General features: G+C 65.7%; 21 protein-coding genes. 11 read left to right on the top strand and 10 right to left on the bottom strand.

Translation table 11 applies throughout. The features are described from left to right. Positions 1-9: 9 nt before the first annotated feature. Positions 10-1,296: an ATP-dependent Clp protease proteolytic subunit gene (locus J2R78_RS31755; protein ID WP_253608050.1), complete on the bottom strand. Its 1,287-nt coding sequence runs from the start codon at positions 1,294-1,296 to the stop codon at positions 10-12. Positions 1,297-1,523: 227 nt separating this feature from the next. Here J2R78_RS31755 and thrS point away from each other — a divergent pair, with 227 nt between their 5' ends. Together thrS and J2R78_RS31745 are read left to right on the top strand one after the other, a co-directional pair. Continuing rightward, a complete protein-coding gene (gene thrS / locus J2R78_RS31750; protein ID WP_253608048.1) occupies positions 1,524-3,572 on the top strand; it encodes a threonine--tRNA ligase in 2,049 nt (682 codons plus the stop codon). Positions 3,573-3,656: 84 nt separating this feature from the next. Continuing rightward, positions 3,657-4,220 (top strand): nitroreductase, encoded by a 564-nt coding sequence (locus J2R78_RS31745; RefSeq protein ID WP_076831733.1) that lies wholly within the window; start codon positions 3,657-3,659, stop codon positions 4,218-4,220. Positions 4,221-4,329: 109 nt separating this feature from the next. Here the strand turns inward: J2R78_RS31745 and J2R78_RS31740 are convergent, their stop codons facing one another. After that, positions 4,330-6,813 carry a bifunctional diguanylate cyclase/phosphodiesterase gene (locus tag J2R78_RS31740; protein ID WP_253608047.1) on the bottom strand — a complete coding sequence of 828 codons (2,484 nt, stop codon included), beginning with the start codon at positions 6,811-6,813 and terminating at the stop codon, positions 4,330-4,332. Positions 6,814-6,991: 178 nt separating this feature from the next. Further along, the gene (locus J2R78_RS31735; RefSeq protein WP_253608046.1) at positions 6,992-8,068 is read right to left on the bottom strand and encodes a hypothetical protein; all 1,077 of its coding nucleotides are present in this window, start codon (positions 8,066-8,068) and stop codon (positions 6,992-6,994) included. 268 nt (positions 8,069-8,336) lie between these two features. On the opposite strand from J2R78_RS31735, the gene J2R78_RS31730 reads away from it, so the two are divergent. Further along, positions 8,337-9,383: a patatin-like phospholipase family protein gene (locus J2R78_RS31730; RefSeq protein WP_057019669.1), complete on the top strand. Its 1,047-nt coding sequence runs from the start codon at positions 8,337-8,339 to the stop codon at positions 9,381-9,383. A gap of 3 nt (positions 9,384-9,386) precedes the next feature. On the opposite strand, the gene J2R78_RS31725 is transcribed toward J2R78_RS31730, so the two are convergent. Continuing rightward, positions 9,387-9,815 carry a CBS domain-containing protein gene (locus J2R78_RS31725; protein ID WP_057019670.1) on the bottom strand — a complete coding sequence of 143 codons (429 nt, stop codon included), beginning with the start codon at positions 9,813-9,815 and terminating at the stop codon, positions 9,387-9,389. A gap of 191 nt (positions 9,816-10,006) precedes the next feature. Continuing rightward, complete coding sequence (locus J2R78_RS31720) at positions 10,007-10,804, bottom strand: rhomboid family intramembrane serine protease (protein WP_057019671.1); 798 nt, start codon at positions 10,802-10,804, stop codon at positions 10,007-10,009. Positions 10,805-11,290: 486 nt separating this feature from the next. Here J2R78_RS31720 and J2R78_RS31715 point away from each other — a divergent pair, with 486 nt between their 5' ends. Then, positions 11,291-11,845: a PAS domain-containing protein gene (locus J2R78_RS31715; protein WP_057019672.1), complete on the top strand. Its 555-nt coding sequence runs from the start codon at positions 11,291-11,293 to the stop codon at positions 11,843-11,845. A 129-nt stretch (positions 11,846-11,974) separates the two neighbouring features. Next, complete coding sequence (locus J2R78_RS31710) at positions 11,975-13,708, top strand: adenylate/guanylate cyclase domain-containing protein (RefSeq protein ID WP_253608045.1); 1,734 nt, start codon at positions 11,975-11,977, stop codon at positions 13,706-13,708. A 28-nt stretch (positions 13,709-13,736) separates the two neighbouring features. On the opposite strand, the gene J2R78_RS31705 is transcribed toward J2R78_RS31710, so the two are convergent. After that, positions 13,737-14,123 (bottom strand): ester cyclase, encoded by a 387-nt coding sequence (locus J2R78_RS31705; RefSeq protein WP_253608044.1) that lies wholly within the window; start codon positions 14,121-14,123, stop codon positions 13,737-13,739. Between the two features lie 257 nt (positions 14,124-14,380). Between J2R78_RS31705 and J2R78_RS31700 the strand changes: the two genes are divergently transcribed. From J2R78_RS31700 to J2R78_RS31685, 4 genes are all read left to right on the top strand, one after another. Then, positions 14,381-14,977, top strand: coding sequence for a tetratricopeptide repeat protein (locus J2R78_RS31700; protein ID WP_375166734.1), 597 nt, complete (start codon positions 14,381-14,383; stop codon positions 14,975-14,977). A gap of 201 nt (positions 14,978-15,178) precedes the next feature. Then, on the top strand, positions 15,179-16,330 hold the full coding sequence (locus J2R78_RS31695) for a DJ-1/PfpI family protein (protein WP_253608043.1): 1,152 nt from the start codon (positions 15,179-15,181) through the stop codon (positions 16,328-16,330). A 106-nt stretch (positions 16,331-16,436) separates the two neighbouring features. After that, positions 16,437-18,794, top strand: a complete 2,358-nt coding sequence (locus J2R78_RS31690) for an Orn/Lys/Arg decarboxylase N-terminal domain-containing protein (RefSeq protein ID WP_253608042.1) — start codon at positions 16,437-16,439, stop codon at positions 18,792-18,794. 18 nt (positions 18,795-18,812) lie between these two features. After that, a complete protein-coding gene (locus J2R78_RS31685) occupies positions 18,813-19,373 on the top strand; it encodes a GNAT family N-acetyltransferase (protein WP_141341544.1) in 561 nt (186 codons plus the stop codon). A 323-nt stretch (positions 19,374-19,696) separates the two neighbouring features. Here J2R78_RS31685 and J2R78_RS31680 read toward each other — a convergent pair whose 3' ends face one another. Beyond that, positions 19,697-19,918 (bottom strand): dodecin, encoded by a 222-nt coding sequence (locus tag J2R78_RS31680; protein ID WP_026192947.1) that lies wholly within the window; start codon positions 19,916-19,918, stop codon positions 19,697-19,699. A 245-nt stretch (positions 19,919-20,163) separates the two neighbouring features. Between J2R78_RS31680 and J2R78_RS31675 the strand changes: the two genes are divergently transcribed. Then, positions 20,164-20,745 carry an HdeD family acid-resistance protein gene (locus J2R78_RS31675; RefSeq protein ID WP_057017581.1) on the top strand — a complete coding sequence of 194 codons (582 nt, stop codon included), beginning with the start codon at positions 20,164-20,166 and terminating at the stop codon, positions 20,743-20,745. A 167-nt stretch (positions 20,746-20,912) separates the two neighbouring features. Here the strand turns inward: J2R78_RS31675 and J2R78_RS31670 are convergent, their stop codons facing one another. Both J2R78_RS31670 and J2R78_RS31665 read right to left on the bottom strand, forming a co-directional pair. Next, positions 20,913-21,299: a hypothetical protein gene (locus tag J2R78_RS31670; protein ID WP_253608041.1), complete on the bottom strand. Its 387-nt coding sequence runs from the start codon at positions 21,297-21,299 to the stop codon at positions 20,913-20,915. 259 nt (positions 21,300-21,558) lie between these two features. Then, positions 21,559-22,299, bottom strand: a complete 741-nt coding sequence (locus tag J2R78_RS31665) for a hypothetical protein (RefSeq protein WP_253608040.1) — start codon at positions 22,297-22,299, stop codon at positions 21,559-21,561. A 158-nt stretch (positions 22,300-22,457) separates the two neighbouring features. Between J2R78_RS31665 and J2R78_RS31660 the strand changes: the two genes are divergently transcribed. Further along, positions 22,458-23,402, top strand: a complete 945-nt coding sequence (locus J2R78_RS31660) for an ornithine cyclodeaminase family protein (protein WP_253608039.1) — start codon at positions 22,458-22,460, stop codon at positions 23,400-23,402. A 77-nt stretch (positions 23,403-23,479) separates the two neighbouring features. On the opposite strand, the gene coaA is transcribed toward J2R78_RS31660, so the two are convergent. After that, the gene (gene coaA / locus J2R78_RS31655; RefSeq protein WP_253608038.1) at positions 23,480-24,412 is read right to left on the bottom strand and encodes a type I pantothenate kinase; all 933 of its coding nucleotides are present in this window, start codon (positions 24,410-24,412) and stop codon (positions 23,480-23,482) included. Between the last annotated feature and the right edge of the window lie 3 nt (positions 24,413-24,415).

Here is a 24,415-nt window from a genome sequence, read left to right as displayed (position 1 = left end):
CTCTTGCGCTCATGGCGACGGCGATGCCGCCGGCACGGCGCTGACGCTCGGCGACGCGGCGGCCGGCAACGGGCTCGCAGGCTTCGGGCCGGCGGTCGCCGCCGGGCATGATGCCAGAAGCTGCGTCCACCCCTGCTCCAGCCCGGTGGTGCCGATATCGAATGTCGCAAGGCCGGACTTGACGTCAGACTTGGCGTCGAGCTTGGCGTCGGTTGCCGGCGCGCTTTCGCCGATCTGCAGATGCGGGGCCGCGAGCATCGCCTTGACGATGTCCGAGGTCACCGCCTCGCTCCAGACCTCGTATTTGCCGAACCGCGCCGACCGGCCGAATGCAACGGTCCTGGTCGCGCCGGCCATCATCAGCACCGTGCTCTTGCCGGCTGCCCCCTCCTCGAACTCGCGCACGAACATCAGCCGCCCGCGATCCTTGCTCTCGCAGAACAGCCGCCACTCCATCATGCGGAACGCACTGCCGTCGGCCCTTTTCTGCTGCACGATCTTGCGAACATAGGGCCGTGTTTCCTTCTCCACCGCCCACAGGGTTTCCGGCAGCGGCCGCGTATCGATGCCGAATCGATAAAGCTCCGGCCGCGTCAGCACGTGCAGGTCCTCGAACTTCACGGACTTGATGAGGTCGCTGAGCTCATGGCTGATGCCCATCGCCGCGAGGAATACATTGCGGTCGCGATCGGCGCTCACCATCTCGCGCCGCCTGAAGTCCGCGACGACCTGCGCAGGCGGATGTCCGTGCACGACGAACATCAGCTTGGAGTTATGCACCGCGAGCACCGAATCGGGCGCCACTTCGCGGCTGGTCGCGCCCAGGAACAGATAGGCGCAGGCCGACACGCACATCGCGTTGCGCGTGGTGAGCTCGGCCTCGACCTCCCCCTTGGCAGCCTTGATCTTCAGGCAGGCGGCGTCGATCTGCGTGCCGGTGGAACAGGCCGGCACGATGGTACGGCCGACCCGGGCGATTGCCTTGTGCGCGCGCAGGAACCGCGCGATCCCATAGGACTGCTCGACGTTTCCGCCCGGCGAATGAAGGTAGATCGGAAGCTGCCTGTCCTTGTTGGCAAACAGGAAGGTGCGAATCCGCTGCGCGGCTTCCCGATCGATCTCGCCTTCGATCGCGATCCAGCGATCGCAGCCGGCGCCGCAGGCGTTCGCCGGCCCATGGGCGAGATAGATGGTCAGCTTCTTCGCAAATCCGGCCTTCTGGACCGGTGTCTCTTCCGCCCGCAACACGCCCGGGATCAGAAGCAACGCCACGAAAAACAGGAGACGGGAAAACATGAACCTTGCGGATCGCGCGATGGCGGAAAATGGAGGCCGGACGTTAGACGATGATCGGCAGCGTCGCAACGATCCGTGGCGTCGCCTGCAGCCGAGCCTTGTTCAAATCCGCGCGGCCGGAGGCCCATTTTCTTGATATTGCCGGATTGCAGGCGTCAAATCCCCTGCTATACCGCTGCTTTCCGCTTACCTGCGCTCGTTCGCAGGAGTGAGCTACAGGAGACACCATGGCCGATACGCCACCCAAATCCGAATCCGGATTCCAGTACAGCCTCTCTAACCTCAAACCCGCAGAACCCGTGAACAAGATCGTCCTCACCTTCCCTGACGGAGCGAGGCGCGATTTCCCGAAAGGGACCACCGGTCTCGACATCGCCAAAGGCATTTCGCCCTCGCTCGCCAAGCGCACCGTCGCGATGGCGCTCGACGGCACGCTTGCCGACCTCAATGATCCGATCGAGGCCGACGCCAAAATCGAGCTGATCGGCCGCGAAGATCCGCGCGCGCTGGAACTGATCCGGCACGATGCCGCGCATGTGCTGGCGGAGGCCGTGCAGTCGCTGTGGCCGGGCACCCAGGTCACGATCGGCCCGGTGATCGAGAACGGCTTCTACTACGACTTCTTCCGCAACGAGCCGTTCACCCCGGAAGATTTTGCCGCGATCGAGAAGCGGATGCGCGAGATCGTCGCGCGCGACAAGCCGTTCACCAAGGAAGTCTGGGATCGCGAGAAGACCAAGCAGGTGTTCCGCGACAAGGGCGAGGCCTTCAAGGTCGAGCTGGTCGACGCCATTCCCGGCAACGAGCCGATCAAGATCTACTTCCAGGGCGACTGGTTCGATCTCTGCCGCGGCCCGCACATGACCTCGACCGGCAAGATCGGCAACGCGTTCAAGCTGATGAAGGTGGCGGGCGCGTATTGGCGCGGCGATTCCAACAATCCGATGTTGACCCGCATCTACGGCACGGCATTCGCCAGGCAGGAAGACCTCGACGCCTATCTCAAGCAGATCGAGGAAGCCGAGAAGCGCGACCACCGCAAGCTCGGCCGCGAGCTCGACCTGTTCCACTTCCAGGAGGAAGGCCCGGGCGTGGTGTTCTGGCACCCCAAGGGCTGGACCATCTTCCAGCAGTTGATCGCCTATATGCGGCGCCGGCTGCTCGGCGACTACGACGAGGTCAACGCTCCGCAGATCCTCGACAAGGCGCTGTGGGAAACCTCGGGCCATTGGGACTGGTACCGCGAGAACATGTTCGCGGCGCAGTCCGCCGGCGACGAGGCCGAGGACAAGCGTTGGTTCGCGCTGAAGCCGATGAACTGTCCGGGCCATGTGCAGATCTTCAAGCACGGGCTGAAGAGCTACCGCGACCTGCCGTTGCGGCTCGCCGAGTTCGGCGTCGTGCATCGCTACGAGCCGTCGGGCGCGATGCACGGCCTGATGCGGGTGCGCGGCTTCACCCAGGACGACGCCCATGTGTTCTGCACCGAGCAGCAGCTCGCCGACGAGTGCCTCAAGATCAACGACCTGATCCTGTCGACCTACGCCGATTTCGGCTTCGACGGCGAGCTCACCGTCAAGCTCTCGACGCGGCCGGAGAAGCGCGTCGGCACCGACGAGATGTGGGATCACGCCGAGCGCGTGATGGCGACGGTCCTGTCGGAGATCAAGGCCAAGGGCAGCAACCGCATCCGGACCGAGATCAATCCGGGCGAAGGCGCGTTCTACGGACCGAAGTTCGAGTATGTGCTGCGCGACGCCATCGGCCGCGACTGGCAGTGCGGCACGACCCAGGTCGACTTCAACCTGCCGGAGCGGTTCGGCGCGTTCTACATCGATCATGACGGCTCGAAGAAGGCACCTGTCATGGTGCACCGCGCGATCTGCGGTTCGATGGAGCGCTTCATCGGCATCCTGATCGAGCACTATGCCGGCAACTTCCCGCTCTGGCTGGCGCCGACCCAGCTCGTGGTCACGACCATCACCTCCGAAGGCGACGAGTACGCCAAGGTGGTGGCGGCGACCGCGCGCCGCGCCGGGCTGCGGGTCGAGATCGACCTGCGCAACGAGAAGATCAACTACAAGGTCCGCGAGCACTCGCTGGCCAAGATCCCGGCCCTGCTCGTCGTCGGCAAGAAGGAAGCCGAGACCCACTCGGTCTCGGTCCGCCGTCTCGGCAGCGAGCGGCAGACGGTGATGCCGACCGATGAGGCGATCGCCGCGCTGGTCGATGAGGCGACGCCGCCCGACGTGAAGCGGGCGCGATCCGTCGCCTGATCTTCACAATCGGTCTAAACTGGCTTTCATTGGCTCGGTCGTGCCCCCATCTTGGGGGCACGACTCCCCTTGAAGGACATCTCCGTGCCCGATGCCATTGAACTCCTGAAGACGCGCCGCTCGATGAAACCGCGCGAGATGACCGGCCCGGGCCCGTCCGCGGCCGAGCTCGAGACCATTTTGACGATCGGCGCACGCGTACCCGACCACGGCAAGCTCGCGCCCTGGCGCTTCATCGTGTTCGAGGGCGATGCCCGCGCGCGGGCCGGCGACGTGATCGCAAAGGTCTTCGCCCGGAAGAATCCCGGGGCGCCGGCCTCCGACATCGAGGTCGAGAAGAAACGCCTGACCGACGCGCCGCTGGTGATCGGCGTGGTCTCCTTCACCAAGCCGCACCCGAAGGTGCCGCCGTGGGAGCAGGAATTGTCGGCGGGCGCCAGCGCGATGAACATCGTTACCGCGGCGACCGCGCTCGGCTACGGCGCCTGCTGGCTGACCGGCTGGTTTGTCTTCGACCGCGACGTGCTCGACGGCCTCGGCCTGAAGCCGGACGAGAAGCTCGCCGGGCTCATTCACATCGGCACCCCGACCAGGCCGAGCGAGGACCGCCCGCGCCCGGCCCTGTCGGATATCGTGACGCGGTTCTAGGGTATAGCCTTGTAGCCCGCATGAGCGGAGCGATATGCGGGACACTCGTCCCGGGTGTCGCTTCGCTCACCCGGGCTACAAAAGCCCTCGCCATTGTCGGGCATGACGACTACGCCGCCTTCGACGCACGCTCCGCAAAGCCGCTCAGCAAGGCCGCGATCTCGCCGGCCGGTCTCGCCGCGCTGAACAGAAATCCCTGCACCTCGTTGCAACCTTCGGCGCGCAACCAGTCGAGCTGGTCTGTCGTCTCGACCCCTTCCGCGGTCGTGGTGATCCTGAGGCTGCGGCCAAGGCCCGAGATCGCGCGCACGATCGCGAGGCAATCGGAGCGCCGCGCCAGATCCTTCACGAAGGAGCGGTCGATCTTGATCTTGTCGAACGGGAAGCTGCGCAGATAGCTCAGGCTGGAATAGCCGGTGCCGAAATCGTCCATCGAGATGCTGACGCCCAGCTCGCGCAGCTGATGCAGGATCGCGAGGTTGGCCTCGGTCTCCGCCAGAAACACCGACTCGGTGATCTCGAGCTCGAGCCGCCGCGCCGACAGGCCGGAATGCGCCAGCGCCGAGATCACGGCCTGGACCAGATTGCGGCTGCGGAACTGCACCGGCGACAGATTGACGGCGACCTTGACGTCGGCGGGCCACTTGATCGCCTCCGAGCAGGCTTCGCGCAGCACCCATTCGCCGAGCGCGACGATCAGGCCGATGTCTTCGGCAACCGGGATGAACTCCGCAGGCGAGACCATGCCCTTCTGCGGGTGCCGCCAGCGCAGCAGCGACTCGAAGCCAGAGATGCGGTCGGCCGCGATGTCGACCAGCGGCTGGTAGTGCAGCTCGAACTCGCCGTTGCTGAAGGCCGCGCGCAGATCGCGCTCCATGTCGCGGCGCTTCTGCGCCTGCTGATCCATCTCCGGTTCGAAGAAATGATGCACGCCGCCCCCCTCGGACTTGGCGCGGTACAGCGCCATGTCGGCATTGCGCATCAATTCTTCCGACGTCGTGCCGTCGCCCGGTGACAGCGCGATGCCGACGCTGGCGCCGACCACGACCTCGAGCCCGTCGATGTTGTAGGGCGCGCTCAGCGCTTCGATCAGCCGTTCGGCGAAAGCGCTCGCCTCGTTCGGCGAAACGTCGGCCGCAAGCACGATCGCGAATTCGTCGCCGCCGAGGCGGGCCGCCACATTGTCGTCGCGGACCACCTCGCGCAGCCGCTCCGCCACCAGCTTGAGCAGCCGGTCGCCCATCGGATGCCCGAAGGAGTCGTTGACGTTCTTGAACAGGTCGAGGTCGATGCACATCACCGCGACGCGCTTGTTGCCGCTGCGGCCGCGCTCCAGCGCCTCGCGCAGGCGCTCCTGGTAGAAATCGCGGTTCGGCAGATTGGTGAGCCCGTCATGGTGCGCCATATGTGCGATCCGCGCTTCGGCGGCGCGGCGCTCGGTGATGTCGACCACCGCGACCAGATAGCCGTCGCGGCCCTCGAACGCCACCTTGCGTCCGAAGGTCAGCACATGGATCTCGCTGCCATCGGCCCTGATGTGCCGCCAGTCGCGGCTCGATTGATAGACGTCGCCGATCTCGCGCAAGGCGGCGCTGTGCACGCTCCACTCATCCACCGGCCAGATCTGGCGCAGCGTCATGCCGAGAAACTTTTCCCGGCTGTATCCATAGTGCTGAACGGCGGCGTCGTTGACGCTGAGGAATTCCATCGTGCCGGCGTCGAACACCCACATCGGCATCGGGTTGTTCTCGAACAGCAGGCGGAACGACAGCTCGCGCTGCTTCAGCGCGGTGACGTCGGAGACGGTCAGCGACAGCATGTCGCCGAACGCCGTGACGCCGAGCCGCAGGCAGCGATCACCGCTGTCGATCTCGAACTGCCCGCCCGGGCCGCCGCCGACAAATCCACGCAGACGGCTCATCACCGATGACGCCGCAAGCGGGTTGCCGCCGGCGCTGAGCCGGCGCCACAGCAATTCGGTCGCAGGCTGCATCAGCAGCCTTGCGGCGCCCTGGTTGAGATGCACGATCTGGAAGTCGGCCGGCTCGCCGCGCGCATCGCGGATCGCGGCGAGCGACAGCACGCCCTCGTCGGTGGCCGAGAAAATCGTATCGAGCAGATTGTACTGCGCATTGCGCTCGTTGACGTAGACGCCGACCAGGATACCGCCCCAGCGCGACCGCGTCGGCAGCGCCAGCACGTCGAAGGTCCGCACCAGCCCGTCGCGGACGCAATGCGCCGACGCCAGATAGGGCCGGCAGTTCTCGCGCGCGTTTGCGGCGGCTTCGGTCAACGCGGTGGCGCAATCCGGCGGCAGGGCGCTGAGCGGAATGTCCCAGCGCTCGTCGTTCAGCCATGTCTGGACATAGCGGCCGGCGTGCGAGACGCTGAGCATGCCATCTACGCTCCGCAGCAGCACGATATGATCCGCGAGCCGGCCGAGACTGCCGAGCATCACGTCTTCATAGTGCGGCAGCTTTTCGCCGGGACGGACCGCGGCCTGCCACTTGCGTTGCAGAACCGGTACGTCGGCGAACATCTCGGAATTGAATTTGGCCGATGCTTTAGCTGATTTCTTGTTGGCCATGACCATGGCGCGCCCCACGCAAACACTAGTCCCCGCGGCATCCAAGTCATGCCGCGGCTTAACGTCATGTAAAAATAGGCAGGCCCGGCATCGCCGCGAGCGATTATGACGGCTCAAATTCGCGCGATGGTTAGTTCACATTAGAGACTATGACAGCTGCATGAAATGCAGGGCCGGCCGGACGTCAGCGCGCCACCACCTCGACTTCGCCATCGACACCGTTGACGACATTGAAGGGACGCTCGAACACCTTGCCTTCGTTCTTGGCGATCGCGCGATACTCGCCCTCGGAGAGCACGACGCGCGGGAACGCGCCGATCGATTCCTTGATCACGTCGCCGCCCGGCGTGATCACCGACCAGGCGGTGTTGGCGAGCGCCTCGCCGCCCCGCTCGCTGACCAGCTTGAGCGTGATGACGGCGGCGCGATGGGTGACGGTGACGTCGGTCAGCTTGCCCGCCGCGACGCGAATGTCGGAGCGCACCACCGAGTTGGCGTCGCCATAGTTGGAGACGATGTAGTAGGTGCCCTCGGGCAGCAGCGCGACGTCGCCGGCTGCAACGTTCGGCACCATTGGTCCACGGTCCGAACCGTCGAACTGGCTGCCCTTGTAGATCGCGAACGAGATCTGGTTGGCGGGGATCTTGCTGCTGCCGACCCGACCCTCGATCCGCAGGCCCCCGGCCGGGAGCACGAAGGACTCGCGGTCGGTCTCCGACTTCAGACTGACGGCGCGCACCGCGCTGACGAGGCCGAGCGCGACATGGACGACATAGTTGCCGGGCGGCAGCACCACGTTGGGCGTCGCCCCGCGCTCTTCGCGGACCAGCTTGTAGGTGCCGTTGTCGTCAGGCTTGTCGGCGAACACCCGCCACACCAGCCCGGCATTGATGACCGGCAGGTCCTTGCCGTACCGCGCCGTCAGCGACAGCACCGCCTGCCCCGCGGCCGGCGAGCCGGCCGGCGGCACAGCTACCACCGGCGGCACGGTCGCAATCGAGGGCTGGACGATGGTCGGCTGGTTCAGCGGACCGGGCAGAACGGGCCCTGAACCGCCGCCCGATGGCGGCGCCAGGTTGAGTGCCGGACCGGACGGCACCTCCGGGACAGAGGCGGGCGGAATCGGCGGCGGCCGGTCGCTGAAGAACTGTGCAGATACGGAACCGGGGATCAGAGCCAGCAAAAATGCCGCAAGCGTCAGCAGCGGAAGGAGCCGCATGCCCCGCCCGCATCCGCCGATGCCGTTGCCCCTCGAAGTCATCTCCATGCTTTTCAACGAAAACGCGGCAAATTCAAGCCTTCGTCCAAGGGGCGTCCAAGGCTTTGTCACAGTCCGGGCGGGCGGCGTCCGCCATTTGGAACCGCGCGATCAAGCCGATGTTAGCTCTACCGTCGCGGTCCAGTCACATTCCCTGCCTACCGCGGACTACCCGGGGCATGAATCATGCCTGTGGGAATAACCATGAAGACGGACGACGCTGGCGCAGCCATGCTGCGCAGCCTAGTCTCGCGCTGGCAGGAGATTTGTCGTGTTGGATAGCTGGATGGGCCGAGGCCACAAGAGCTCCGACGGCCCCGACAAGGTAGGCCTGGGAACGGTTCGCCGGCCGGTCATCGGGCTTGCGCTCGGCGGCGGCGCCGCGCGTGGCTTTGCCCATATCGGCATCATCAAGACCCTGCTGGCCCACGGCATCGTCCCCAATGTGGTGGTCGGCACCTCGATCGGCTCCGTGGTCGGTGGCGCCTATGCGGCCGGCCATATCGAGACGCTGGAGCAATGGGCGCGCGGCCTGCAGCCGCGCAGCGTGCTCGGCTACCTCGATATCCGCCTCAACGGCTCCGGCCTGATCCGCGGAGCCAAGCTGGCCGCCGAGATCGAGGCGGCGCTTGGCCAGGTCATGATCGAGGACCTCACGGTCAAGTTCGCCAGCGTCGCCACCGAAGTGCGCACCGGGCACGAGATCTGGCTGACCCAGGGCCGCGTGGTCGACGCCATGCGCGCCTCCTACGCCCTGCCCGGCATCTTCGCGCCGGTCCTGATCGGCGACCGCTGGCTGGTCGACGGCGCGCTGGTCAATCCGGTGCCGGTCTCGGCCGCGCGCGCGCTCGGCGCCGAAATCGTCATTGCGGCGAACCTCTCCAGCGACGTGTTCGCGCACTCGACCACGATCTACAATCACGGCCCGTCCGCCGCGCCCGAAGTGACGGTTGCGGTGACCGCCGAGGCCGAGCTCGAGCCGGAGCCGCCGAAGCGCCGGTTTGGCCGCTTCTTCTCCGCCGAACGTACCGTGAAGCGGGAGTTTTTCGGCAGCGCCAGCCGGCCCGGCATCTCGAGCGTCATGGTCGACGCCTTCAACATCATGCAGGACCGCATCACCCGCGCACGCCTTGCCGGCGATCCGCCTGACATGCTGATCTCGCCGCGGGTCGGTCAGATCGGCTGGTTCGACTTCCACCGCGCCGACGACCTGATCGCGCACGGGATACGCGCCGCCGAACGCTCCATCAGCGCAATCGAGGAGGCAATCGACATCCTGGCGCCGCCGTCGAGCGGCGCGGGCAGCACCGGGAAGTAGCGCTCAGGCGGTCTTGATGTAGTCGCGCAGCGCCTCCTGCTCGCGCTCATATTCCTCGACGCGCCGCTTGACGATGTCGCCGATCGAGATCAGCCCGACCACCTTGCCGTCCTCGACGACAGGAAGATGGCGGAATTTTCCCGTGGTCATCATCTCCATGATGCCGCTGACCGTATCGGACTCGCGGCAGCTCACGACCTTCTTGGTCATGACCGCGCTGACCGGTTCGTCCAGCGCGCCCGCGCCGCGCTCAGAGAGCACGCGCACGATGTCGCGCTCCGACAGGATGCCCTCCATGCGGCTCTGCTCCATCACCAGCACCGCGCCGATCCTACGCTCGCCGAGCAGCTTGACCGCGGCCGAGAGCTTCGCGCCGGGCGCGACGCTCATGACCTGATGGCCTTTTGCATCGAGAATGGAACGTACCGTCATTGTCGGCCTCCCTGAATCCGCTCGTGCCCCGCTTGAGCGGAGCCGAGCCTGTTCGCCAGAGTCTTCAATCAACAGTTCCGCGCCGATTTCGGTTCCGAGGCGCGGTGAGTAGCAGGGCTCGATTTGTCGGCCCGCTTTGTTTCTGCGTCACAAAGATGATGGAGGAATTCGATCCAGGCCGCAAGCGGCGATCAGACGCGCCCCGACTGATCCACCGACGACGCATCTGCAGCATCGTCCCGCGTGCGCGGCACCGGATCGAACAACGAGAACAGCAGCAGTCCGGCGAGGAAGCCGCCGATATGCGCCTGCCAGGCGACGCTCGCGCCCTCGCCGCCGAGCGAAAGCGAGGTGGCGCCGAACAAGATGTTGACGCCGAACCATATCGCCAGGAAGGCGAGCACCCGTCCGTTGCGCAGCGCCCGCCACAGCGACAGCGCAGGCACCTTGGCCGCCGCCTCGGCATCGCCACGGCTGAACGACAGGAAGCTGCCCTTCACAAAGGCAAAGCGGATCGCCGCCGCCATCGTGCCCGACACCGAAGCCGACGCTCCGATCATCGGCGCGATCGCGTGCTCATGGGTCAACAGATGCGCAAGCGCGCCGGCGGCCGCCGTTACCGCCATGAAGACAAAGAAACGCAGCGCGCCGAACCGCCGCGCCAGCGCGCTGCCGAACGGCAGCAGCCACAGCACGTTGAAGCCGATATGGGTGAGGTTGGCGTGCAGCAGCGAATAGGTGACGAAGGTCCAGACCTTGGCGCCTTCGCCGCCCGGAAAGGTGATGTCGAGCAGCGTTGAATCGTAGCGCTTCGGGATGAAGCCGAAGACGTCGATGGTCCAGTTCTCCAGCTCCGGCGGCAGCAGCACCCGCAGATGGATCACCGCGATCAGGAGGATGTAGGCGGTGAGCGCCGGCGGCAAGGTCAGGATCGGCTCGCGCGGCGCCTCCGGCGGCGGCGCGAGCGGGGATTCGGGATGGGAGTCCAAGGGGTCGGCGACCTCGATGCGGCGGTGGATCAGAGATAGGCGGCTTTCGCACCCCTGTGCAAGTGCACAATCCCAAAATCGGACACCGGGTGTCGCGCAGTGCGGAATCGGGACAAAAGAAAAGGGAGGGCGCTGAGAACGCCCTCCCTGATCGGCTGGTCTTCTCGTGCCCCGGAGGGATCGGGAGAAAATCCCCACCCCTCCCCGCACGGTGACCAAACTGTTTGACGCCACCTGTGTACCAACGGCGCCGGCGCTTGGGGCAGCCGGCGCGAACGGGAACGCGCGGACCCTACCCACTGGTTCCGCGGGGGCCAAGGACATAGTTAAATTTACGTTAACAACACAAAGCTGCCGATAAGCCGCCCAAAGCGCGGCCACGGCATGGACGCTGCACAGCCTTCCCTGCACAACAGAGAAGGGAAGGCGCCTGAGCAAAACCGGGACAGATGTGTCCCGCCGAGACAGGTGCCGGGCAAGGTTTAGATGAAACACAGCTCGAGCCGCGAGTTCTTCGCATATTGGAATGCGAAGCGCGGCACCGCACGTGCACCTGACCGGAGTGAGTTCGAGCCGTCCGCGGTACGCGAACTGCTGTCCGACATCTTCGTGCTGTCCTATGACGGCGAGACCCGCTTTCCGTTCCGCGTGGCCGGCACCCGCACCTCCGCCCTGCTCGGCTGCGACCTCAAGAACCGGAGCTTTTCCGCCCTGTTCACCGGCGCGAGCCGCGGCGAGATCGAAGACATCATCACCTGCGTCGTCGAAGAGACCCTGCCGGCCATCGCCGGCATCACCGCCACGACCGAGAGCGGCGCCAAGGCGCATCTCGAACTGCTGCTGCTGCCCTTCACGAGCCGCGTTCATATGCCGGCGAGCCTCACCGGCCTGCTCGCCCCGTTCGAGGACGACGTCGGCCGGCTGCACGACCTGGTGCTGACCTCGTGGCGTTACCTGCATCCCCAGGAGCGGTTCGTGCCGCGGACCCTGCGCAAGCTGGCCATCGCGCGCGGCCTGATGGTCTACGAAGGCCTCCGCTAGCTGCCGGCGCCCGCCTTGGGACGGGATGGCAGGCGCCGGTCGCTTGCACCCCGCCCCGCGGAACTCTATTAGCTGTCTGGCCGTCACGGCGGGGTGGACCCGCTCATTGCAGCTGCGGCCGGGCTGGGCATGTTTCGGAATTCGATCAGGCAAAAGATCGTCGGCATTGCCGCGGGACTCATCATCCTCGCGGTGATCACGTCGCTGCTGTCGATGGTGATGGCGGGCCAGGTCGGCCATCTCCTCGACGAGCTCACCAACCGCTACATCCCCGCCTATGGCCACCTCGCCCGCGTCAACATCCGCGCGCTGGAGCGGTCGCTCGCCATGCGCCGGATGATGATGGCGAAGATGCAGGCGCCGGGCGAAGATTCCGGCTACGAAAGCGCGCGCAAGGCCTTCGACGAGATCGAGCCCCTGATCAAGCGCGAGGCCGACGCCGCACGCGTGCTGATCGATGCGATCATCGCCGATCCCTCGACGCCATCCGACAACGCCGCGCTCGGACGCCTCGATGACCGCATCGACAATGCCGTCAACGACCTCTTGATGCGCCTGAACGCAGAGAACAAGACGCTGCTCGAGCAAATCGACGCCAAGGACTTTGCGGCGGCGAAAGCGACCACGCTGCGCGCCGACGCCCTGCGCGACGACTTCAACACCAGGATCGAGAGCATCCGCGCCGACATGCTGGCGCAGGTCGCTTCGGCCGCCGCGAAGGTGATGAGTGCCCAGCAGCGGGCGATCATCATCTCCGGCGTCGTGACCGCGATTGCCGCGATCCTCGGCTTCGTGTTCGCGATGCTGGTCGGCAGCGGCATCACGCGTCCGGTGATGCGCCTGCTCGAAAGCACCCGCGAGGTCGAGGCGGGCCGCCTCGACGGCGCTATCACCATCACGACCCAGGACGAGATCGGCCAGCTGTCGGCCGCCTTCAACCGCATGATCGAGACGCTGCGCCACAACCAGCGCATCCGCGAGACGTTTGGCCGCTACATCAATCCGCGGATCGCCGAGGGCCTGCTCGAACAGCCGGCGATCGCCGCGACCGAAGGACAGCGCCGCGTCATGACGGTGATGTTCTGCGACATGAAGGGCTTCACCAGCCTGAGCGAGGGCGTGACGCCGAGCGGCCTCGTCAAGATCATGAACCTCTATCTGTCGACGATGTCGGCGCCGGTCCATGCGCACCGCGGCATCATCGACAAATATATCGGCGACGCCATCATGGCCTATTGGGGCGCGCCCTTCGTCGAGGAGGCCGAGCAGACCCATCTGGCCGCGCTTGCCGCCATCGACATGATCGGCCAGGTCAACCAGCTGCGCAAGGATCTGCCGGAACTGCTCGGCGTCCGCGTGATCCCGGCCGATTGCGACATCCGGATCGGGATCGCCACCGGCGAGGCCCTGGTCGGCAGCATCGGCTCCGAGTTCATGATGAGCTACACCGTGCTCGGCGACACGGTGAACCTCGCCTCGCGGCTGGAAGGCGCCAACAAGTTCTACGGCAGCCGCAGCCTGATCTCGGAGGCCACCGCCGCGGCCTGCGCCGCAACCATCGAGCTCCGCGAGATCGACCGCCTCGTCGTGATGGGGCAGACCCAGCCGGTCGCGGCGTTCGAGATCCTCGGCAAGAAGGACGAACTGACGCCGGCGCAGATCGAGTTACGGCAGCGTTACGCGGACGGTCTCGCCGCTTATCGCGAGCGCCGCTGGGATGACGCCGAGCAAGCCTTCGCCGCCGCGCTGGCTGCGGCGCCCGGCGACGGCCCGTCGATCGCCATGAAGGCGCGCGTCGCAGCGTTCAGGCAAGATCCGCCGGCGGCCGACTGGGACGGCGCCTGGCATCTGGAGCGGAAGTAGCCGCGTCACGCTCATCCCGGCTCTGCCGCTACAGCTGGGCCTCGATCGCAGCCTTGTCGATCACCGACCAGACCTGCACGATCTTCCCGTCGCGGAATTCGTAGAACACGTTCTCGGCGAAGGAGACGCGCTTGCCGTTGACGCCGAGACCGAGAAACGTGCCGTTCGGCGAACAGTCGAATGCCAGCCGGCTCGCGACATGGGACGCATCCGACACCAGCAGAACGATGTTGAAGCGAAGGTCCGGGATGTCGCGAAAATCCCCTTCCAGCATCGCGCGATAGCCGGATAACCCGAACCGCCGGCCGTTGTGGCACACATCCTCGTCAACGAACTGACCGAGTTGCGGCCAGTCCTGGCGATTCAAACAGGCAATGTAGTTCCGGTAGATCTCGGCGAGGTCCGTTTTCATCATCGATCGTCCTCCTTGCCGCGGGTCCAGATGGCCATTGAGCATCTGAGTGCGATTCTAACACCGATGTTAGTTTCGACTCCGATGTCCGATGGCGCGAACGAAACACTCGGCCGGCGTGCACGTGAAAGCGCGACGTCCCGAAGAGACAGTGCGATTGCCGCTTCGGCAAACAATTTCTCAAAACGCGCGGAATGTCTCCCGCGATCGGGAGTTAGTGCTTCAGGTCAATAACTGTCCTTGTCAAATCGGAGGCGTACATGATCAAGTCACCGATGATGCTTGCGGCATTCCTGACAGCGCCGATCATTCTGTTCCCACCGCAGACCGCCGTCGCGGCTGGCGGAGGTGGCGGCGGTGGTGGTGGTGGCGACCCATACGGGTCGAGCTACGGCACTCCCGCGCCGTCCTATCCCCAGCAAAAGGACAGAAAGACCACGCACAAGATCAAGAAGCCCGTCAAGCAGTCCGGCTTCGAAGACCCGGCGTTCCGCGACGGCTATCGCGCAGCCTATGCGACAATCTACGAACGCAACGACTACACCGCCGCGATCGATCAGTTGCACGCACTCGGCCGCGATGATCAGCCGAACGTCGCGAACCTGATCGGCTACTCCTATCGCAAGCTCGGCGACTACAAGCAATCGCAGGTCTGGTACGAACGTGCGCTCAAGGCCGATCCGAACCACGTCCTGACGTGGAATTACTACGGCCTGTGGCAGATCGAACAGGGAAACCGCGACCAGGCGCAGTATCATCTGCAGCGGATCGCCGAGATCTGTGGCACCGAATGCGAAGAGTATCGGACGCTGGCGGCGGCACTGGAAAAGCCGCCGGGTACGAACCTCGTCTACTGAGCGCGTCGCGTAGCCCGCATGAGCGGAGCGACATGCGGGGAAGGACCGGCCCCGGATGTCGCTGTCGCTCGTCCGGGCTATGCCTGTGAGCCGCATTGTTCGCGTGTCCGTTTTTGCGGGAATTTCGCCGTTTTGGTCGACGTGGCCGGCGAGTAGCTTGCGTGCCGGGCGACGCACGCGGATACGTTGAGATCGATCATCATGACCTGGCGGCTTCTCGCGTGGAGCGGCATCGCCGTTGCCGCGCTGGTTCCAATCATCGGCGGCATCTGGCTCTTCACCCTGCCCGCCGCATCCGCGTTCCGGGTTCCGCCTCCGATCGCCAAGGCCGAGCAGGATGCAACGCTCGCGGCGCTGAAGCCGCCGAAGCGGTCGCGCCCCCAGATCGCGATGCTCGGCATCAACGACATGACCGAGACCACCGACTATCTGATGCCCTACGGCATCCTCAAGCGCGCCGATGTTGCCGATGTCGTCACGCTGGCGACGGGACCCGGTCCGGTCGCGCTATTCCCGGTGCTGAAGGTCGAGCCTGATGCGACCATCGCCGCATTCGACGCCGCACATCCGGACGGCGCCGACTACGTCATCGTGCCGGCGATGAGCCGCGACGACGATCCGGCGGTCATGCAATGGATCCGGCAGCAGGCGGAGAAAGGCGCTGTGATCGTCGCCGTCTGCGCCGGCGCCAAGGTGCTCGCCTCGACCGGCCTGCTCGACGGCAGGCGCGCCACCACGCACTGGTTCTACCTGAAGAACTGGCGCAGCAAACATCCCGCCATCCAATACGTCGCCGACCGCCGCATCGTGGTCGATCGCGGCGTCGCGACGACGACCGGGATTTCGGCCTCGATGCCGATGTCGCTGACCCTGATCGAGGCGATCGCCGGCCGTACCAGGGCTGAGGCCGTCGCGCGCGAGATCGGCCTGCCCGGCTGGGACGCGCGGCATGACAGCAACGCCTTCAAGTTCACGCGTCCCTTCGCGCTGACCGCCATCCGGAACACGCTGGCGTTCTGGAACCGGGAACAGCTCGGCCTCGCGCTGGCTCCCGGCGTCGACGAGGTCTCGCTGGCGCTGGTCGCCGACAGCTGGTCGCGCACCTACCGCTCGCATGCCGTGACGTTCGCCGCGACCGGCGACGCGGTGACGACCCGCAACGGCCTGCGTATTTATCCGCAAGTCGTGGCGCCGGATTGGTCCGCAGATCGTCTGCTGCCCGCGGTCGGCACCGCGCCGCCCGCGCAGGCGCTCGACCGGGCGCTTGCCGGGATCGAAACACGCTATGGCCGTGATACGGCGGACTTCGTCGCCATGCAGCTCGAATACCCACGGGCTGACGCCGTGCAGTGAGGGATTGCGTCCCCAACAACGTATTCGATCCTCCATCCGCTCCATTGTCATCTGCCCGTCATGAATTGTGCCGACACGTCAGCGCCGGACCAGTTCGGGGACACGCATGGACTATTTCAAACGCTTCAACTTCCTGTTCGCTGCGCCGGTGTTCGAGGCCGACGACCTCGAGGGCATCCGCTTCAACCAGATCATCGCCGAGATCGAGCGCTCCGGCTTCGAGGTGGTTCGCGCCCGCAAGCTGGAAGATGCCGAGATCGCGGTGCAGACCGATGCCGCGATCGGCTGCATGGTGGTCGATTGGGGCAAGAAGGGCCTTGAGGGCAAGACTGCGGCGCTGATCAACCTGATGCGCCGGCGCGGCCTCGACTTCCCGATCATCCTGTTGATCCGGCGCAAGCGGTTCGAGGACCTGCCGGTCGAGGTGCTCGACTTCATCGACGGCTACGTGTTCCTGTCCGAGGAAACCCCGCCCTTCATCGCCAAGAACCTGATCTCCAGGCTGAAGCAATATGCCGAGAATTTGAAGACGCCATTCTTCGGCGCGCTGGTCGACTATGCCGAGGAAGGTAACCAGCTCTGGACCTGCCCGGGCCATAATGGCGGCGTGTTCTACAGCCGCAGCCCAATCGGACGGGTGTTCGTCGAACACCTTGGCGAAGCCGTGTTCCGCGACGACCTCGACAATTCCGTGCTCGACCTCGGCGACCTCCTCACCCATGAGGGGCCGGCGCTGCGGGCGCAGAAGGAGGCGGCGCGGATCTTCGGCGCCGAGAAAACCTATTTCGTGCTCAACGGCACCTCGACCTCCAACAAGGTCGCGCTCGGCTCGCTGGTCACCGACGGCGACCTCGTGCTGTTCGACCGCAACAATCACAAGGCCGCGCATCACGGCGCGCTGCTGATCGGCGGCGGCATCCCGGTCTACGTGCCGACGGTGCGCAACGCCTGGGGCCTGATCGGGCCGATGCGCTGGGACCTGCTCGACGAGGGCACGCTGCGCGACCACATCCGCAAGCACCCGCTGGTCAAGGACGAGAACGCCTGGAAGAAGGAGCGTCCGTTCCGCGTCGCCGTGGTCGAGCAGTGCACCTATGACGGCACCATCCACTCGGCCGAGATGATCCTCAAGCGGATCGGCCATCTCTGCGACTACATCCTGTTCGACGAGGCCTGGGCCGGCTTCATGAAATTCCACCCGATCTATGCCGGCCGCTTCGCGATGGGGCTGTCCGATCTCGGCCCCGAGGCCCCCGGCATCATTGCGACCCAATCGACCCACAAGCAGCTCGCGAGCTTCTCGCAGGCCTCGCAGATCCACATCCGCGACCGCCACATCAAGGGCCAGAAGCGCCGGGTCGAGCACCGCCGCTTCAACGAGAGCTTCATGCAGCACGCCTCGACCTCGCCATTCTATCCGATCTTCGCCTCGCTCGATGTCGGCGCGCAGATGATGAAGGGCCGCTCCGGCGAAGTCTTGTGGGACGACACGATCCGGCTCGGCATCGAGCTGCGCAAGAAAATCCGCGCCGTGAAGCGCGAGTTCGAGGAGAAGGAGACGCGCCCCGAGCGGCGCTGGTTCTTCGAGCCGTTCGTGCCGGATCGCGTCATGATCCCCGACGTCGCGCGCGAGAACGGCGTGCACAATGTCGCCTGGGAGACGATCTCGACCGACCAGCTCGCGACCAACCCGTCCTACTGGCAGCTCAATCCCGGCGAGACCTGGCACGGCTTCCCCGAGCTGACGGCCGGCTTTGCCATGACCGATCCGAACAAGCTCACATTGCTGACGCCGGGCTTCGATCACGCCACCGGCGCCTATGCCGATCACGGCATCCCCGCACCGGTGGTGGCGCAATATTTGCGGGAGAACCGCATCGTCGCCGAAAAGAACGACCTCAATTCCCTGCTGTTCCTGCTGACGCCCGGCGTCGAGGCCAGCAAGGCCGGCACGCTGGTCTCCGGGCTCGTCGCCTTCAAGAAGCTGCACGACGACAACGCGCTGCTCGAGGACGTCATCCCGGAATTCTACCGCCGCCGTCCGGGCCGCTATGCCGGGGTGCGGCTGCGCGACCTCTGCGGCGACATGCACCGCTTCTTTCGCGATGCCGGCGTCAGCGCGCTGCAGGCCAGACAGTTCATGCCCGAGCACCTGCCCGAGATCGCGATGTCGCCGCGCGAGGCCTCGCGCTATCTGGTGCGCAACGATGTCGACTATCTGCCGATCGACCAGATCTTCGGCCGTATCGCCGCGACGCCGTTCGTGGTCTACCCGCCCGGCATCGCCACCATCGTGCCCGGCGAGCGGCTGTCGGAACGCAGCAAGCCGATGATCGATTATCTGAAGGTGTTCGAAGCGAGCTTCAATGCGTTCCCCGGCTTCGAGGTCGAGGTCCAGGGCATCTACAAGGAGATCGACGACTCCGGCCGCGTCCGCTTCTACACCTATGTCGTGTCCGAATAGGCGAACGGACGCAACACAATGGAGAATGATCACAAGATCACCGTCCGCCCGTCCCGCGACAGCGACGTCGACGCCATGCTGTCGATCTACCGCCACCACATCCGCCGCGGCGTCGAGGAAAGCGTCGACGACAGCGGCACGCCGGAGCCCGACGATCTGCGCGACCGCCGCAAGAATCTGCGCAACACCCGCCTGCCCCACCTCGTCGCGATCTGCGACAGCGAGGTGGTCGGCTATGCCTATGTCGTGCTGTTTCGCAAGCGTCCGGCCTACCGCTACACGGTGAAGCATTCGATCTATGTGCATCACCGCTTCACCGGCCAGCGCGTTGGCGGCCGGCTGCTGCAGGAGTTAATCGACACCTGCGCCGCCGCCGGCTTCCGCCAGATGATCGGCTACATCGACAGCGACAACGCCGCCTCGCTCGCGCTGCACGACCGCTTCGGCTTCGCCCGCGTCGGGCATTTGCCCGGTGTCGCCTATCGCTATGGCCGCTGGTCCGACACCATGATGGTGCAGCGCTCGCTCGCCGCCGGCGCCACCGCCCCGCCGCCCCCCGCGCCGCTGTCGCGACGGTGATGGGCACGACACTTTCCATTCGTCGTCCCGGCGAAGGCCGGGACCCATAACCACAGGATTGGATTGGCAAGGAAGGCTGTGGCCCCAGCGTCGCGCAATAATCACCTTCGGTGGTTATGGGTCCCGGCCTTCGCCGGGACGACAGCGAATGTGTTGCGCGGCCGGTGAGTCATACACCGGCATTCTCGCGGCCTCTGCAGCGCGAGTTTTGCATTTCGTTTCGCCGCTCTGATGACAGAGGGCGCAGGGAAAGCCGGATGCCGATCGCACCCATGGGTCCCGAGTAATCCTGCAGGCTGCAAGGCGCAAGCGACCTGAACGCCCTACTCCAGCGTAAAGCCGACCCGCAGCGCCACCTGATAGTGCCGGATCTTGCCGTCCTCGATATGGCCCCGCGTCTGCACCACCTCGAACCACTTCATTTCCCGGATCGTCTTTGACGCGCGGCTCACGGCGTTCTCGATCGCCGCCTCGATGCTCTTGTCCGATGATCCGACCAGTTCCAGGATTTTGTAGACGTGATCCTTGTCGTGCGTGGCGGGCATGTCGACCTCCTCTGTGGATGCGCGATCCGGACCGCTTGCGCTGCGGTTCGGACAGTCCATCGTCCGATGCGGGCCGGCCATCGTCAAAACCGACGAATGCTGCGCGGCAACACGCCGGACGAATTGAATCAACGTGTCGCGGCGCCTTTGGTGCCAGCATGCATTTCGTGCCAGCTGCGCACCCGCCCTTGTCCGTGCCTTGACCTATGGTAGCATGGTTTCATCAAGTATTCGGGAGCGATACGATGTCCACTGCGTCCAGCTCACCCGCCACACCTCCTCACAGCCTCGGATCCGGGCTTTCCAACCTCCGCGCCAAGTGGGGCTGGATCGTCGCCCTCGGGGTGATCTACCTGATCGCCGGCGTGCTCGCCTTCGGTAGCGTCTTCTTCGCCACCGTCGTCAGCGTGCTGTTCGTCGGCGCCATGATGATCGTCGCCGGCGTCGCCGAGATCATCAACGCGTTCCAGTTCAAGACCTGGGGCAAATTCCTGTTCTGGCTGCTGCTCGGCGCGCTCTATGTCGTGGCGGGCTTCATCACCTTCGAGAACCCGCTGCTCGCCGCGGCGACGCTGACGCTGTTCCTCGGCATCGCGCTGGTGGTGTCGGGCATCGTCCGCATCTTCCTCGCCTTCGGCATGAACTCGGAAGCGCCCTGGGGAATGGTCGCGATCTCCGGCCTGATCACGCTGGTGCTCGGCGCCATGATCCTGGCGCGCTGGCCGGTCTCGAGCCTCTACGTGCTCGGCATCTTCCTCAGCGTCGACCTGATCTGCGCCGGCGTGAGCTGGATCAGCATGGGCATGGCGCTGAAGCGCAGGGCGTGAGGCGCGATCGTCGCCTCAGGCACGATCGACGGGTGGGTTAGCCAACGGGTCCGCTCGCAGGGCGGCCCGATGGCAAGCTCCGCGTGACGCGCCGCACGTTTCATGCGCGGAGAGATGGCGGGTTACGCTTGCGCTAACCCGCCATACCCTCAATCCACCTGCAAGCCTCAGGGCTGCGCGAGGTGCCAGGCGCCGTTGAGAAAACCGTCGCCGGTGATGTCGCCGGCCTTCTGGTCCTTGGCGAAGGTATAGAGCGGCTTGCCCTTGTAGGCCCACTGCTTGGAGCCGTCGTCACGCGAGATGATGGTGTAGCCGCCTTCGGCCTTGTCGCTGGCGTCCGCCTCCAAGACCGGCCAGTTCGTCGCGCACGGGCCGTTGCAGGCCGACTTGCCTTCGGAATCCTTGTCGAAGGTGTAGAGCGTCATGCCCTTGGCGTCGGTGAGGACGGAGCCCTTCGCGGTGGTTCCGGTCTTGGTCGGCGGCGCGGCAAAGGCCGCCGAGGCGAACGCAAGCGACACGGCGGTGGCGAGCGCGAGCGAGATCGATGTCTTCATGATGTCTCCTGTTCGAATGCAAATGGCTTGCATGCGTAAGGACGCCGAAGGGCGCGCACTATTCCGCTGACGGCGCGCGAAGAATTTTCGGGACGGCGATCAATGCGAGGGGAATAAAGCCGCAGGCGCGTGCCGATACCGTCCCGTAGCCCGCATGAGCGGAGCGACATGCGGGAGCCGCCCCGGATATCGCGGAGCCTGTCATCGGGCGCGCGTTCGCGCGACCCGTTGGCTCATCCGGGCTACAACACCGAATATGCTACCGCCTGATTTCCTCGACCGCGCGCACCAGCGGGCGGTCGGAGAGCTGGATCGGGCCGGAGAACGGCGTGCTCATTTCGAGGATCAGGTAAATCGCGGCCGAGATCAGCGCCGCGGCGGCGACGGTGGTCGAGATCACCACTGCGTTGCGCGGCGCGCGAAAGCCGAGGGTTGCGAACATCAGCGTCAGCCACCCGACCAGGATGCAGATCAGCGGCGACGGAAACGAGCCGTCGGACTGCTCGACAAAGGTCCAGCGCTGCTGCACCGCCTGCCGATAGACCGAGCGCGCGTCGTTCCACAGCGCGACCTTCTGCTCGTCGTCGAACCGCAGCTCGCGCAGGCTGGTGCCGACCTCGTCGAGCAGGCGCTCGGACACCGCGCTTGCCCTGGAGATCGGAACATCCTTGAGCACCTGCTCGACATAGGCGAGCAGCCGCTTGCGCGGCTCGTCGGCGCTCGGACCGAGCGGCCGCAGGCCGCGATCGAGCAGGATGAGGTCGGTGGCGAAGACATGCAAATTGCGGTCGACCGCCACATAGGTGTTGGCGGCACTATTCATCATCAGGCCGAGCAGCAGCGACGGCATGGTGACGAACAGCGTCGCGACCAGGCGTACCGAGGTGTTGGTCTCGTCGCTGCGGTGATGATCGGCGAGCCGGGCATGGATCGCCATGGTCGCAAGCGCGGCGCCGCCGAGCAGGGTGAAGATCAGGACGGCGACGATGAATGCAACCACGGCTTGCGAAAACCTGCGAGAGAATCAGGTCCGCAGGATAGCAAGGGACGCCCAATGGTGCATGTCCGGTTGACTAGCCGCCCCCACGCGCTATCCAGTCCGGACAGTTTGGGGGACGCCCGGCGAGAGCGCGAGGGGCACTCCAGAGGAGATACCACGTGCATATCGTCGACGACAGCGAGGTCAACCGCGTCCTGAGCTTTCCGATCCTGATCGAGGCGATCGAGGCCGCGCACCGACGGCCGAAGATCGCGGTGCACGACGGCTATCTCGGCGACGACAAGGGCCAGCAGCTGGTGACGCGCAGCGCGGTCGATGCCGGCCGCTTCATGATGACCAAGCTCTACACCAGCTTTCCCGGCAACCTCGCCCACGGCAAGCTGCCGGCGGTTCAGGCGGTCTGCGTGCTGTTCGACGGCAATGACGGGCGTCCGCTCGCGGTGATGGACGCCGCCGAGATCACCCATTGGAAGACCGCCGCGGACTCCGCCCTCGGCGCAAAACACCTGGCGCGGCCGGATGCCGAGACGCTGCTGGTGGTCGGCGCCGGCGAGATGGCGCGCTGGCTGGTGCGCGGCCACCGCACCGTGCGGCCGCGGCTGAAGCGGGTGCGGGTCTGGAACCGGACAGTTGAACGCGCCCAGGAGCTCGCCGCGCTGCTGGAAGGCGACGGCATCGCGGCCGAGGCCGTCTCCGATCTCGACGCCGCGACACGCGAGGCCGACATCATCACCACCTGCACCCGCTCGCGCGAGCCGCTGGTCAAGGGCGCCAACCTTAAGCCCGGCACCCATCTCGATCTGGTCGGCGGCTTCACCCCGGAGACCCGCGAGTCCGACGACGAGGCGGCGCGGCGTTCGCGCATCTTCGTCGACCGCCGCGAATCCGCCTTCGATGGCGTCGGCGACATCCTGCAACCGATCGCGAGCGGTGCGATCACCGAGAGCGACGTGCTCGGCGATCACTACGATCTCGCCGGCGGCAAGGTCGCCGGGCGGCTGTCGGATAGCGACATCACCTTCTTCAAGAACGCCGGCGGCGGGCATCTGGATCTGATGACCTGCGAGACGGTGCTTGCGCAGCTGGGGAAGGAGCTGCGGTAAGCGGAACTGTTCTGTAGCCCGCATGAGCCAACGGGTCGCACGAATGCGCGCGCCCCGTTGGCTCATCCGGGCTACATCTACATCTCGCGCAGCCAGACCTCGCCGATCGAGTGATCGGCGCGCTTGCGCAGCACGACGTCGGCCCGCGTCCGCGTCGGCAAGATGTTCTCCCTGAGATTGGCGCGATGATGCTCGCGCCACAGCCGCTCCGCGACCTCGCGCGCGTCACCCGGCGGCAGGTCCCTGTAGTGGTGGAAATAGGAGGCGGGATTCCGGAACGCTGTCGGCTGCAACCTGAGGAAGCGTTCGACATACCAGGACTGGATGTCGGCCTCATCGGCATCGAGATAGATCGAGAAGTCGAAGAAATCCGACACCACCACCGGCGCCGTGCCGCGCGCCAGCAGCACGTTGAGGCCCTCGAAGACCAGGATGTCCGGCTGCCGGATGACCTGGCGTTCCGACGGCACGATATCGCCGATCAGATGCAAATAGACCGGCAGCTCGAGCTCGCGTTCGCCCGCCTTCGCCGCCGCGAGAAATCGCAGCATGCGCGGCAGGTCGTAGCTCTCGGGAAAGCCCTTGCGCCGCATCAGCCCGCGCTCTTCGAGAACACCGTTGGCATGCAGAAAGCCGTCGGTCGTCACCAACTCGACCCGCGGATGATCGGCCCAGCGGGCCAGCAGCGCGCACAGCACGCGGGCAAAGGTGCTCTTGCCGACGCCGACGCTGCCGGCCAATGCAACGATGTAGGGCGAACGGCGTGCCGGGCGGCCGAGAAACTCCGCCTTGACGTGCGCGAGGTTGCGCGCCGCCGCGAAATGCAGGTTCAACAAGCGCGTCAGCGGCAGATACACGTCGCTGACTTCGGCGGAATTGATCGGCTCGTTCAAGCCGCGCAACGCCGCGAGATCGGCGTCCGAGAGCGTCAGCGACGTGCTGGCGCGCAAGGCCGCCCAATCGCTGCGGCCGAAGATCATGTAGGCGGACAGCTCGTCGGGGTGGGTCATCTT

Source organism: Bradyrhizobium sp. USDA 4538 (genome assembly GCF_024171045.1).
GTDB lineage: Bacteria > Pseudomonadota > Alphaproteobacteria > Rhizobiales > Xanthobacteraceae > Bradyrhizobium > Bradyrhizobium australafricanum.
The sequence above is the reverse complement of the archived record's forward strand: the minus strand, read 5'-3'. Positions and strand labels throughout refer to the sequence as shown.